This is a genomic window from Acinetobacter sp. ANC 4805 (genome assembly GCF_022549495.1).
GTDB lineage: Bacteria > Pseudomonadota > Gammaproteobacteria > Pseudomonadales > Moraxellaceae > Acinetobacter.
On the sequence record NZ_JAKZGD010000011.1, the window covers coordinates 26,081 to 38,573 of the forward strand.

Here is a 12,493-nt window from a genome sequence, read left to right on the forward strand (position 1 = left end):
ATAACAAAATCATCTGAGATTAAAAATAGTATTCATGCAACGTGCTGTTGCAAGTTTGCAATGCTGTAATAATGACTTTGTAACAAACCTAAGTGCGATGAATTTGCTATAATCTCCAGATTATTTTCTCAGAGTTTGCCAGGTCATCCATGTCCAAGCCTTATTTAATTGCTCCTTCGATTTTATCTGCTGATTTTGCACGTTTAGGTGAAGATGTAGAAAAGGTTCTAGCTGCGGGTGCAGACGTTGTGCATTTTGATGTGATGGATAACCATTATGTACCAAACCTTACTTTTGGTGCGGGCATCTGTAAAGCATTAAAAAGCTATGGGATTAAAGCACCGATTGATGTGCATCTGATGGTTTCTCCAGTTGATCGTATGATTGGTGATTTCTTGGAAGCAGGTGCAGACATTATTACTTTCCATCCAGAAGCGACAGATCATATTGATCGTTCTTTACAACTGATTAAGGCAGGTGGTGCAAAAGCGGGTTTAGTCTTTAACCCAGCAACGCCGTTACATTATTTGGATTATGTTTTGGATAAAGTCGATCAAATTCTGTTAATGAGCGTAAATCCTGGTTTCGGTGGGCAAAAATTTATTCCAATGACCTTGGAAAAATTGCGTCAAGCACGTCAAATTATTGATGCGAGTGGTCGTGATATTCGTTTAGAAGTTGATGGTGGTGTTGGTCCTGCAAATATCCGTGAGATTGCCGAAGCAGGCGCCGATATGTTCGTTGCAGGTTCAGCGATTTTTGGTCAACCCGACTATAAAACGGTAATTGATCAAATGCGTGCAGAGTTGGCGAAAGTTGGTGCAACAGAAGTTTAGTGTTTTCATCCTATTTTTCACATAAGATTGTGGATAACTTTGTTTATAACTGGGTGGATAACCGTGTTGATAAGCAGGTGGATAAGATGTTGTTAAAATAAACAAAATGATTTCAGTTGTTTATATTCACAGCAAAATGATGAAAAAAGGACAAATTTTTGTCCTTTTTTTGTGCGCTAAGCGATTTATTTTGCTTTGTTTTTGCCCATCAGTGATCTGATATTTTATTGTTCAATAAATTGGCAGCTTGGTTATGTACATGTGTGAAATTAGCATAATTTGAACATAAAGTAGATTGTGCATAACATAGAAAGAAATTATGCTAAGTAAATCGCATTCATTTGATGATTGATCTAAGGATATTCAGTGCAACTTCATAAACAATACAAGCATGTATGGTTTGTATTCCTGATGATATTTTTCATTGGGGGAAGTGGTGTGGCTGTTGCAGCAGTTCAAGAAGTTCGATTGGATCAAAAAACATCAATAGTGCAAACCATGCCATGTCACGATCAGCAAATGATGGATCAACATCATCAAATGCAAATGTCACATGATGTGACCAATGTTGTTAAATGCCATGATGGGCAAATGCAAGATCAGCAACATTGTCCTGACTGTAATAGTTTTTCACATTGCCAAACGATCAATCTAGCACTCGATCAGCAGATTCTAAGCTTATCTGGCTCGCCGTTTTTAGAACTGAGCAGCTATAAAAATACAGCGTATCAAGCTCGCCATCTTGCGGGTTATTGGCAAGAGATTTTACGTCCTCCTAGAACCTAATCTGTTTTACAGGCTCTTTATTTTGTTGAAAAGAGCAATTTGAATCGTTAACAGATTAGGAAAATATCATGTCCTCAAAAATATATGCTGGTGTCATTGCTAGCTTAAGTCTATTTTTTGCACCTTATAGTTTGGCTGCAATCAAAGAATATCACCTGAATATTAATCAAGGTCTCGTCAATGTGACAGGGAAGCTTGTGCAACGTATGACGGTCAACGGTAAGTTTATTGCTCCGCTTCTTGAGTTTGAAGAGGGCGATGAAGCCGTGATTTATGTGCATAACCAACTGAAGAATCAAAATACTTCTTTACATTGGCACGGTCTGCTTTTACCTGGGCTTATGGATGGCGTTCCTGGTTTTAATGGTTTTAAAGGTATTCAACCGAATGGCAGCTTTGAGTATCGCTTCAAGGTTCGACAAAATGGTACTTATTGGTATCACGCACATAGCAAAGGACAGGAACAAGATGGCTTATATGGTCCGTTGGTGATCTATCCGAAAGGTAAGCAACCTGTTGCTGTACACGAAAAAGCTGAGCGTGATTATGTGGTGATGTTGTCTGATTTTCATGAAACGGAAAGCGACAAGATCATGGCAAATTTGAAAAAGTCTGCTGAGTATTACCAAAACCAACGTGAAACGGTAAGTGATGTCTGGAAGCAAGTGAAACAACAAGGTTTGAAAGCAACGTGGCAAGATCGTTCGATGTGGAACCAGATGCGGATGCTCAAAACCGATTTATCAGACATTACTGGTTATACTTTCTTGGTGAATGGGAAAACACCTCAACAAAATTGGACAGGCGCTTTTAAAACGGGTGAAAAGATTCGTTTGCGCTTTATCAATGCATCAGCCATGTCTTTTTTTGATGTGCGTATTCCAAACCTAAAAATGACAGTCGTCAGTGCCGATGGTCAGCCTGTACAGCCTATTCCCGTAGATGAATTCCGTATTGGTACAGCAGAAACTTATGATGTATTGGTTGAACCTAAACAGGCGCATTATCAAATTGAGGCAGAGTCAATAGATCGTTCTGGTTTTGCAATTGGGTCATTGCAGAATGAACAGGTAAGCAATCCAACCTCAGTGCAAATCCCAAAATCACGCCCACGTGCTTTATTAAGCATGGAAGATATGGGAATGGATCATGGCGCGCATGATCAAATGAATATGCCGAATATGGATCATAACCAATCACAAGTACCACATGAAAAAGTGACAACTGTAACAACATCACAGATCACGATGGATCATCGTTCACATGCTCAAATGGGTATGTCGCAGATGGATCACAGTGGACATGGTCAGATGGATATGAGCAAGATGGATCACAGTTCTCATACGCAGATGACGATGGGGGAGATGGATCATAGCCAGCATCAAGCGGCTGCATCTTCTACAAAAGAAAGTATTGATCATGTACAGGGTTGGGCGAATGCAGCAACGCCAGTAAACCAAAAAGCCTTAAATTATGCTGATTTGAAGTCACTGCAACCACAATCAGAAAGTTATCGCCGTCCAGCCGAGCGTGAATTGGTGATCCGTCTGGGTGGCACGATGGAGCGTTACATCTGGACGATTGATGGTAAAAAGTTTAGTGATCCTGATTTTAAGCCTCTAACAGTCCGCTATGGCGAGCGTATTCGACTGAAATTTGTCAATGAAAGTATGATGGCGCATCCGATGCATTTACATGGCATGTTTATGCAATTAGAAAATGGTCAGGCATTACAAGATATGCCCAATAAACATACGGTGATCGTGCCACCGGGCAAAACTGTTACAGCTCTACTTACTGCGGATGAGCTCGGTGAATGGGCGATTCATTGTCACCTGTTGTACCACATGAGTGCGGGCATGATGAGTAAATTGATTGTCGCAAATGTCGATGACAGCAAAGTTTCACAAGCTACACCTGTTCAACCCACTCAAGGAGCGAGCCATGCACATCACTAAGCAACCTTCTACGATGAAACGCTATACGCAATTATTGGCAATAGGTGGCATGATTTCTTCTTTGAGTGCATTTGCGTCTGCGCATGAGGGTCATGATCAAATGATGCAAATGGATCAGCCGGTACAACAGAATATATTGATGGAGACATCATCTTCTGTTGATCATTCAGGACATCAACTTGAATTAAGGCAAGTACCATCTGATATTCAACATGATGCACACGATCATCACCGTGAACATGGTGGACAAATTTATCAAGCCACAACGATTAAAAATGCGTGGGTCGTTGATGATGGTCGAGGCAGTGCCAGTACTGAGCTAAAAACATGGGTGGGAGGTGATGAAAATAAAATATTTATCAAAGCTCATGTAGAAAAAGCGGAATCTGAGTATACTCAAACCGAAGCGATGCTGTTATATAGTCGTAATATTGCTGACTTTTGGGATGTCCAAGCAGGTGTTCGTTATCAATATCAACCTGAACAAAAGCATGGTAAAAATCAATGGGGCACGGTATTGGGACTACATGGTCTAGCGCCGTATTTCTTTGAAACAGAAGCCTATCTTTATGCAGGTCAAGATCAACGTTGGCAATTGAGTTTGGAAACAACACGCGATGTATTATTTACGCAAAAGTTGATTGCTCAACCTTATCTGAATGTAGATGTCATGTTGAGTGATGAGTCGAATTATGCAGTTAAATCTGGATTATCCAAATTACAGACAGGTGTACAAACTCGTTATGAAATCAGTAAAAAAGTGATGCCTTTTATTGATATTGCGTACACATATAATAAAGGTTTGAAACAAACTGAATGGCAATCTGCCTCTGACAGTGAGAGAGGTTGGCTTTATGGCTTAGGACTTACGCTAAAGTTCTAATCCTTTGTTCAAAATGTCACTACCCTGAGATACTGTTCGTTTATACTAGCAGTATCTTTTTTGAGTCATTCATGGTGCATAAATGGCTTTAGAACAACAAGACAATTTAATAACTGACAACACAGATCAATGTATAAATCAAAGCGAGAAACCACAAAATTTGTTCGCTCAGCTTGAACCTGTTCCACTAAATAGCAGTATGAAAGTGAGTTTTTATTATATTCCGCACATGAGTGGTTTTGTGGAAGTACAACGTATTCGAAAAGCATTATTGCCATTTGCAGAAATCTTAGTTGAACATAGCATTGATTTGGACACACGCCATCTTACTTTGTATCATCATTGTGCAATTGATGACGTCACTGTTGCCTTAACCCGTCTGAGTTTGGGAGCGGAGTTACAACAAACCTTATCTCATTATGAACCTTTAGAAATGATGGATTTTAATACCGATACTTCTCCTTTGTTGAATAAGTCAACTGAGTCATCGGGTGGTTATTTTAGGCTTATCAGTCGTTTTTTAGATTTATTTTTAGGTCGTTTAAAGCAATGGATAACATGCTTACAAGGAAAGAAGGATAAGTAAAATGCCAAGATGGATGTATGGCGTATTAGGATTGGCGCTCGTATGGTTGGTTTGGACACAGGTACTTAAACCTGCACCTGATATTAGCCAAATGACGACCCAGCAAGGCGTGCAGATTACCGCATTAGAAAAATATGAAGGAGCATTCCGTGTGCTTTCTAGGGAAGATTATAACTTAGGACGTGAAGCCGACTTTTCCCCTATGGATATTGCGGTCGGTTGGGGGGACATGGCAAATCCTCAGATTTATAAACAAATTGATGTTTCGCAAAATAATCGTTGGTATTACTGGCGCGTTGATCATGAACCGCCTATTGCGTTAAGAGAAATCGCAACACATAGTGCCAATATGCATTTAGTTCCCGCAAATGCGTATATTGCATCACAAATGAAAAAAATTAAAAAAGATGATTTAGTCTATTTAAAAGGTTCTTTAATTGAAATACAGGCGAAAGATGGCTGGCATTGGAAAAGCTCTTTATCTCGTGAAGACACGGGTAATGGGGCGTGTGAGTTGATGCAAGTGGATCAAATTTCGTGGCAATAAATTGTACTGATGAAGTATTTTAATTTTAAAAATACACGACTGAAATGAATATATAATGCCTGACATCGCCATAAATTTTTACAGTACACTACTGCCCTAGGAGGACGACCTCCCTCAAAAGCATCACGTTGGGACGACCCAATATTTGATAAAGATGAGTGTAAAAAATGGCATGGGTAATTTTAATATTGGCAGGGGTTTTTGAAATTATTTGGGCATATTCCATGAAGATGTCTGAAGGTTTTACCAAATTAACACCTAGTATCGTGACCCTCATTTTTATGATTTTAAGTGTCGTATTGCTGTCAATTGCAATGCGATCATTGCCTTTAGGGACAGCCTATACGGTTTGGACTGGGATAGGTGCGATTGGATCGTTTATTGTTGGGATCATCGTTTTGCATGAGCCAATGACCGCAATGCGAATGATTGCAGCAATACTGATTGTTTCGGGTTTAGTTTTGATGAAACTATCTTCAACTTCATAAAAATTACTTCTCTTTATCAAAGAGGGGGAACTAAGATTGAAGTAGCGTAAAGGAGATTTTTAATGCAACTGGTGTATATGTATATGGACTCTCCTGTTGGTGCATTAAAATTGGTTGCCCATGATCAGGCACTTGTTGCGGTCATGTGGGACAATGAAGACCATAAACGAGTACGACTCGCCGAACTGATAGAGGATCGTCAACATCCGATGTTACTTCGAGTTAAAAAACAATTAGAACAATATTTCGCAGGTCAGCGTCAGCAATTTGATTTACCTTTGGACTTTCAAGGCACAGATTTTCAACAACAGGTTTGGCAGGCTTTGTTGACCATTCCTTATGGTGAGAAGCGTAGTTATAAAGACATTGCAGTTCAGATTGGTAATGAAAAAGCGGTACGTGCTGTTGGGGCTGCCAATGGTAGAAACCCAATTTCGATTATTGCGCCGTGTCATCGGGTGATTGGTTCGAGTGGGGCTTTGGTCGGTTTTGCGGGTGGTTTGGATAAGAAGAAAATTTTACTCAGTTTAGAGCAAAGCAAAGCTTAAATAATTTTAATTTCAAACTCTGCATAGCCTCATAAATCAGTAAGGGATTAGATGTATTTTGCATAGGCGTTCTTTTACTTTTCAAAGATGAAAAGTAACAAAAATCTTTTGTCTGGCTGATGGTACATCCTTGATACCACAGCCAAACTGGCGGCATCCATGCCGCCTATCATGATAGTCAACCTTGAGTATAATTCTAAAAAAACTAACTTTATTTTATAAATTATCCATGTCGTTAATACTCGATTTTAATCGCCTTTTGGAATAAGCTTAAGCCTTTCATAACAAGTTGAATGGAAGTTTAAAAATGGCTGTTGGTGACGTAACAATGCCACTTATGCATGTGGTGCAGGGTGTAAAAATTGGCTCAACTGAGGCGTATGTACGTTATCCAAATCGACGAGATCTAGTCATTTTTGAATTTGCTGAAGGTTCAAACGTTGCTGGGGTATTTACCCAAAGCGCTTTTGCTGCTGCGCCTGTACTTCTCAGCAAAAAACACTTGGCAGAGAACACGCCACGTTACCTGATTATTAATACAGGTAATGCCAATGCTGCAACAGGAACAATTGGTTATAAAAATGCAGAAGTGACTTGTGTGAAACTCGCTGAGTTGACAGGTGTGCAAACCAATCAGATTTTGCCATTTTCAACGGGCGTTATCGGTGAGCAGTTGCCAATTGAACGTTTAGTACAAGGTATTCAGCCTGCATTAAACGATTTAAATGCTGATCGTTGGGCAGATGCTGCATCAGGCATTATGACCACAGATACTACACCTAAAGGTGCTTCTGAGCAGTTTGAACTTGATGGCGTGATTTATACCATGACAGGCATCAGTAAAGGCGCAGGTATGATTCGCCCGAACATGGCGACCATGCTCAGCTTTGTTGCAACAGATGCACCGATTTCAAAAGCATCTGTACAGCAGCTTTTGCAGACTACAGTTGAGCATTCATTTAACCGCATTACCATTGATGGTGATACCTCAACCAATGACTCTTGTATCTTTGTAGCAACGGGTTTAGCGGGTGGTGCTGAGATTCAGAGCCAAGATGATGCACGTTATCAACAGGTACTTGATGTATTGGCACGTATTATGAATCGTCTAGCGCAATTGATTGTGCGTGATGGAGAGGGGGCAACCAAGTTCATCACGGTTCAAGTTGAAGGTGGAGCAAACACGCAAGAGTGTTGCGATGTTGCTTATAGTGTCGCTGAGTCACCACTTATTAAAACGGCTTTATTCGCTTCAGATCCAAACTGGGGACGCATCGTGATGGCAATAGGTAAGGCAGGTGTACCCAACCTAGACAGTAGTAAAGTACAAGTTTGGTTAGGTGATGTGCAGATCTGTTTGGATGGAGGTGCGAATCCTGACTATACCGAAGCGGCAGGTGCAGCAGTCATGGCTGAGAAGGAAATCACGATTCGTATTGATCTTGGACGTGGTACAGCAAAAGACACGGTGTATACCTGTGACTTTTCTTATGACTATGTAAAAATTAATGCCGATTATCGTTCATAAATTTGCGTTATAATGAAGCCTCCACAGTGAGGCTTTTTTTATAAGCTGGTTTGTGGATAAAGTGATTTATCCCAAATGATCACCAAGATACCCACGTTATAAGTTTGCAGCGATGCAAGCACGCAGGATAGAGAAGACGCTTTATGAATGATGCGAATTTAATTGCGAACGAAGCCAAAAATATTGTGCAGGCGCATTTAGATCGTTTGGGTGACCCAAAAGACAATCGTCTTAGCCCAGAAGTGAAACAAGAAAAGTTTGCGCAAATTGCAGCAGAGCTTAAAAAACGCAATGCTGTACTTGTCGCACATTATTATTGCGATCCTGAAGTGCAAGAGCTTGCGGAACTGACAGGTGGTTGTGTTTCTGACTCATTAGAAATGGCACGTTTTGGACGTGATCATCCTGCGACAACACTGGTTGTTGCTGGGGTTAAATTTATGGGTGAAACCTCTAAAATTTTATCACCTGAAAAAACAGTATTGATGCCGACCCTAGAAGCAACCTGTTCACTTGACTTGGGCTGTCCAGTCGATGAGTTTTCTGCATTCTGTGATCAACATCCTGATCATACTGTGGTGGTGTATGCCAATACCTCGGCAGCAGTCAAAGCACGTGCCGATTGGGTGGTGACTTCAAGCTGTGCAGTTGAGATTATTGAACACCTTGATAGCTTGGGTGAAAAAATTATTTGGGCACCTGATCAGCATTTAGGACGTTATATCCAAAAGAAAACAGGTGCAGAAATGTTGTTATGGGATGGCGCATGTATCGTACATGAAGAATTCCGTGCGCGTGGCATTGCACAAATGAAAGCGCTTTATCCTGATGCGGCAGTTTTAGTTCATCCAGAGTCACCTGAATCTGTGGTGGATATTGCCGATGCGGTCGGTAGTACCTCACAATTGATCAAAGCAGCACAGACTTTGCCACATAAGCAAATGATTGTAGCAACAGACCGTGGCATTTTTTATAAAATGCAGCAAGCTGCGCCAGATAAAGAATTATTTGAAGCACCAACCGCAGGTGAGGGGGCAACCTGTCGCTCATGCGCGCATTGTCCGTGGATGGCAATGAATGAATTGGATGGAATTTTGCATGTATTGCAGCACGCTGATCAAGAAATACACGTTGATCCTGCGCTTGCTGAACGAGCAAAATTACCATTAGATCGAATGTTGAACTTTAGTGCCTCGCTAAAGCGTTAAAATGCTTGTTAAATATACATTTGATAAGGAAAAAGCATTTTTTTTAAAACTAGGTGTTGACGTGATGCGACGTCAAGCCTAGAATGCACACCGTACCGCACGATGTGCGATACAATAAAAGCTGAGAAAATCGGAGCATAGCACAGCCTGGTAGTGCACCTGGTTTGGGACCAGGGGGTCGTAGGTTCGAATCCTACTGCTCCGACCATTTAAAATGATGTTGTAAAACATTGCTTTAAAATCGGCGAAGTATCGCTTGATATTATTATCATCGTTATGCGCCTGTAGCTCAGTTGGATAGAGCATCCGCCTTCTAAGCGGATGGTCACAGGTTCGAATCCTGTCAGGCGCGCCATTTTGGTAGCTTGGTACATAGAATCAAAACATGTTATGGTGGATGTAGCTCAGTTGGTAGAGCCCTGGATTGTGATTCCAGTTGTCGCGGGTTCGAATCCCGTCATTCACCCCACATTCGGAGCATAGCACAGCCTGGTAGTGCACCTGGTTTGGGACCAGGGGGTCGTAGGTTCGAATCCTACTGCTCCGACCATCATCTTAACGATGAGATAAAAAACCGCTAATTTAGCGGTTTTTTTACGTCTGCATTAATTAGTTATGATATTTATAATGTATTAGATTCATTATTTTAAACTTTAAAAATTATAAGTGATTGGGAAGAGATGCTTTTCTATTTTATTTTTATCATTATTATTTTAGCCGTTCTTACTTATTTGAAATCGCCTGATTTTAAAGGAAAGATGGGTGAGTTCATGGTTGCTGTACATGTCGATAAAGCATTAGGCGATGAGTATATTCTGTTAAATAACTGTACGATTCCTGATCAAGAGCAGGGAACAACACAAATTGATCACATTCTAATAAGTCCTTACGGTGTTTTTATTATAGAAACGAAAAACTATACAGGTTGGATTTTTGGTAGTACTCGTCAGAAACAATGGACGCAAAAGATTTATAAAAAAAGTTATAAATTTCAAAATCCATTACATCAAAACTATAAACACATGAAAGTTTTGGAGATGATTTTAAGTGATATACTTGAACCAAAATATTTGCATTCGGTTATTGTTTTTACTCCTAGAAGTGAATTCAAAACAGAGATGCCTGAAAATGTATTTCGTGGAAAGGCATGGATAAATTATGTAAAGAGCTTCAATGAGGAAGTAATCAGTTCAATGAAGCAAAAAAGAATTCATTACAGAATAGAAAAAGAAATATTGGAATCTTCATGGAAAACAGATCGCCAACATGTTGAATATCTCAAACAGAAAAGTACGAAGAAAGACGCCATAAATTAGCCTTTGCTTTGTCTGATCATTTATCTCAAATTCCTTGCTTAGTTTAGCTATTGTAGTTTGAGTGATATCCAGTTAATTTTTAATTGTAGAGCATGGAGCTGTTAGACAAGTAATGCCGCCTATTTATGTAGTTTTAGGCATAATATTTTTAACTTTTTAAAAAATGAAAATAACAGGGATAGAAATGACACAAGCAGCTTTTGATTTTGTAATTATTGGTGGTGGCTCAGCAGGTTGTGTACTTGCAGGTCGGCTTTCAGAAAATCCAAATATATCAGTATGTTTACTTGAAGCTGGTGGTGATGGGAATAGTTGGTTGGTGAATACACCTGCTGCTGCTGTGATTAGTATTCCTACAAAACTGAATAACTGGGCTTTGGAGACTATTCCACAAAAAGGCTTAAATGGGCGTAAGGGTTATCAACCTCGCGGGAAATGTTTAGGGGGAAGTTCTGCGATTAATGCGATGGTGTATATCCGTGGACATCACAGTGACTATGACCATTGGGCTGCTCTAGGCAATACAGGTTGGTCATATCAAGAAGTACTGCCTTATTTTATAAAATCAGAACATAACGAACGCATTCGTAATCAATATCATGGACAGCATGGTCCATTGAATGTTGGAGAGCTACGTTCAGATAATCCTTATCAAAAAACATTTGTTGAAGCTGCTCAACAAGTTGGCTATCCATTGAATGATGACTTTAATGGCGCTGAGCAAGAGGGCTTGGGGGTTTATCAAGTTACACAAAAAAATGGTGAGCGTTGGAGTGCTGCACGAGGATATTTATTGCCTTATTTGGGTAAACGTCCAAACCTACATGTCATCACACAAGCAATGGTTGCTCGTATTGTGATTGAAAATGGTCGTGCTGTTGGGGTGGAGTATAAACATAAAGGGCAAACCACGATCATTAATGCCAAAAAGGAGGTTTTACTCTCTGCTGGTGCATTCCAATCGCCACAAGTGTTGATGTTATCAGGGATTGGCCCACGTCAAGAGTTGGAGAAGCATGGTATCCCTGTGGTGAAGGACCTTGTCGGTGTTGGGGAAAACCTGCACGATCATCCTGATTTTATCTTTGCTTATAAAACCAAGCAAATCGATGGAACTTTCGGGGTTTCAGTTGGTGGTAGTTTAGATTTGGTTAAGCAGATTGGTCGTTATCGTAAAGAACGCCGTGGTTTGATCACGACCAACTATGCTGAATGTGGTGGTTTCCTAAAAAGCCGTCCTGAGTTAGATAAGCCGAATTTACAATTGCATTTTGTGATTGCGGTGGTGGATAACCATGCTCGAACGATGCATACAGGTCATGGTATTTCATGTCATGTGTGTTTATTGAATCCACGTGCACGTGGTTCAGTCAAACTCAGTGGTAAAAATGTTGATGATCCATTATTGATTGATTTTAAATTCTTAGAGGATGAACAAGATCTTCAAGATATGGTCGATGGCTATAAAGTTACACAAAAATTGATGCAAGCACCTGCGTTAAATGAAAAAATCAAAGAAGATATGTTTACTGCCAATGTGAAGTCTGACGATGAAATTCGTGAGGTTTTACGCCAACGTGTTGACACGGTTTATCATCCAGTGGGCAGTTGTAAGATGGGTGTGGATGAAATGGCGGTGGTGGACCCTGAGCTGAAAGTTTATGGTATTGATGGGCTTCGTGTGATTGATGCTTCCATTATGCCAACGGTCGTGAATGGTAACACCAATGCACCAGCAATCATGATTGCTGAGAAAGCAGTCGATATGATTCGTCAAACTTGGAAGTAGGTTTTTAGAGCTAAGGTTTT

General features: G+C 40.3%; 12 protein-coding genes and 4 tRNA genes. All 16 read left to right on the forward strand.

Going from position 1 to position 12,493, the window contains the following annotated elements; genetic code table 11:
* The first annotated feature begins 149 nt into the window (after window positions 1-149).
* The 16 genes from rpe (at window position 150) to MMP60_RS14000 (ending at window position 12,473) form a co-directional block, all read left to right on the forward strand.
* The gene (gene rpe / locus MMP60_RS13925; protein ID WP_241336964.1) at window positions 150-836 is read left to right on the forward strand and encodes a ribulose-phosphate 3-epimerase; all 687 of its coding nucleotides are present in this window, start codon (window positions 150-152) and stop codon (window positions 834-836) included.
* Window positions 837-1,202: 366 nt separating this feature from the next.
* Window positions 1,203-1,622, forward strand: coding sequence for a hypothetical protein (locus MMP60_RS13930; protein ID WP_241336965.1), 420 nt, complete (start codon window positions 1,203-1,205; stop codon window positions 1,620-1,622).
* Window positions 1,623-1,690: 68 nt separating this feature from the next.
* Window positions 1,691-3,580: a copper resistance system multicopper oxidase gene (locus MMP60_RS13935; RefSeq protein WP_241336966.1), complete on the forward strand. Its 1,890-nt coding sequence runs from the start codon at window positions 1,691-1,693 to the stop codon at window positions 3,578-3,580.
* Window positions 3,567-4,463, forward strand: coding sequence for a copper resistance protein B (locus MMP60_RS13940; RefSeq protein ID WP_241336967.1), 897 nt, complete (start codon window positions 3,567-3,569; stop codon window positions 4,461-4,463). The genes MMP60_RS13935 and MMP60_RS13940 overlap by 14 nt, the downstream gene beginning before the upstream one ends.
* Window positions 4,464-4,545: 82 nt before the next feature.
* Window positions 4,546-5,049, forward strand: a complete 504-nt coding sequence (locus tag MMP60_RS13945) for a cobalt transporter (RefSeq protein ID WP_241336968.1) — start codon at window positions 4,546-4,548, stop codon at window positions 5,047-5,049.
* A gap of 1 nt (window position 5,050) precedes the next feature.
* Window positions 5,051-5,596 (forward strand): hypothetical protein, encoded by a 546-nt coding sequence (locus MMP60_RS13950; RefSeq protein ID WP_241336969.1) that lies wholly within the window; start codon window positions 5,051-5,053, stop codon window positions 5,594-5,596.
* Window positions 5,597-5,763: 167 nt separating this feature from the next.
* Window positions 5,764-6,084, forward strand: coding sequence for a multidrug efflux SMR transporter (locus MMP60_RS13955; RefSeq protein WP_241336970.1), 321 nt, complete (start codon window positions 5,764-5,766; stop codon window positions 6,082-6,084).
* 62 nt (window positions 6,085-6,146) lie between these two features.
* The gene (locus MMP60_RS13960; RefSeq protein WP_241336971.1) at window positions 6,147-6,632 is read left to right on the forward strand and encodes a methylated-DNA--[protein]-cysteine S-methyltransferase; all 486 of its coding nucleotides are present in this window, start codon (window positions 6,147-6,149) and stop codon (window positions 6,630-6,632) included.
* A 307-nt stretch (window positions 6,633-6,939) separates the two neighbouring features.
* Window positions 6,940-8,160, forward strand: a complete 1,221-nt coding sequence (gene argJ / locus MMP60_RS13965) for a bifunctional glutamate N-acetyltransferase/amino-acid acetyltransferase ArgJ (protein ID WP_241336972.1) — start codon at window positions 6,940-6,942, stop codon at window positions 8,158-8,160.
* Between the two features lie 143 nt (window positions 8,161-8,303).
* Window positions 8,304-9,368 (forward strand): quinolinate synthase NadA, encoded by a 1,065-nt coding sequence (gene nadA, locus MMP60_RS13970; protein ID WP_018677974.1) that lies wholly within the window; start codon window positions 8,304-8,306, stop codon window positions 9,366-9,368.
* Window positions 9,369-9,499: 131 nt separating this feature from the next.
* Window positions 9,500-9,576 (forward strand) — tRNA-Pro (locus MMP60_RS13975).
* Between the two features lie 70 nt (window positions 9,577-9,646).
* A tRNA-Arg gene (locus tag MMP60_RS13980) sits at window positions 9,647-9,723 on the forward strand.
* Between the two features lie 38 nt (window positions 9,724-9,761).
* Window positions 9,762-9,837: transfer RNA gene (locus MMP60_RS13985), tRNA-His, on the forward strand.
* 4 nt (window positions 9,838-9,841) lie between these two features.
* Window positions 9,842-9,918 (forward strand) — tRNA-Pro (locus tag MMP60_RS13990).
* A gap of 130 nt (window positions 9,919-10,048) precedes the next feature.
* Window positions 10,049-10,684 (forward strand): nuclease-related domain-containing protein, encoded by a 636-nt coding sequence (locus MMP60_RS13995; protein ID WP_241336973.1) that lies wholly within the window; start codon window positions 10,049-10,051, stop codon window positions 10,682-10,684.
* A gap of 184 nt (window positions 10,685-10,868) precedes the next feature.
* Window positions 10,869-12,473 (forward strand): choline dehydrogenase, encoded by a 1,605-nt coding sequence (locus MMP60_RS14000; RefSeq protein ID WP_241336974.1) that lies wholly within the window; start codon window positions 10,869-10,871, stop codon window positions 12,471-12,473.
* The last annotated feature ends 20 nt before the right edge of the window (window positions 12,474-12,493 follow it).

What these genes read in the sequence shown, in the direction of transcription:
- MMP60_RS13935 (WP_241336966.1), top strand. Translation starts at nt 1,691, where the DNA reads ATGTCCTCAAAAATATATGCTGGTGTCATTGCTAGCTTAAGTCTATTT.
- argJ (WP_241336972.1), top strand. Translation starts at nt 6,940, where the DNA reads ATGGCTGTTGGTGACGTAACAATGCCACTTATGCATGTGGTGCAGGGT.
- MMP60_RS13940 (WP_241336967.1), top strand. Translation starts at nt 3,567, where the DNA reads ATGCACATCACTAAGCAACCTTCTACGATGAAACGCTATACGCAATTA.
- MMP60_RS13955 (WP_241336970.1), top strand. Translation starts at nt 5,764, where the DNA reads ATGGCATGGGTAATTTTAATATTGGCAGGGGTTTTTGAAATTATTTGG.
- rpe (WP_241336964.1), top strand. Translation starts at nt 150, where the DNA reads ATGTCCAAGCCTTATTTAATTGCTCCTTCGATTTTATCTGCTGATTTT.
- MMP60_RS13960 (WP_241336971.1), top strand. Translation starts at nt 6,147, where the DNA reads ATGCAACTGGTGTATATGTATATGGACTCTCCTGTTGGTGCATTAAAA.
- MMP60_RS13945 (WP_241336968.1), top strand. Translation starts at nt 4,546, where the DNA reads ATGGCTTTAGAACAACAAGACAATTTAATAACTGACAACACAGATCAA.
- nadA (WP_018677974.1), top strand. Translation starts at nt 8,304, where the DNA reads ATGAATGATGCGAATTTAATTGCGAACGAAGCCAAAAATATTGTGCAG.
- MMP60_RS14000 (WP_241336974.1), top strand. Translation starts at nt 10,869, where the DNA reads ATGACACAAGCAGCTTTTGATTTTGTAATTATTGGTGGTGGCTCAGCA.
- MMP60_RS13950 (WP_241336969.1), top strand. Translation starts at nt 5,051, where the DNA reads ATGCCAAGATGGATGTATGGCGTATTAGGATTGGCGCTCGTATGGTTG.
- MMP60_RS13995 (WP_241336973.1), top strand. Translation starts at nt 10,049, where the DNA reads ATGCTTTTCTATTTTATTTTTATCATTATTATTTTAGCCGTTCTTACT.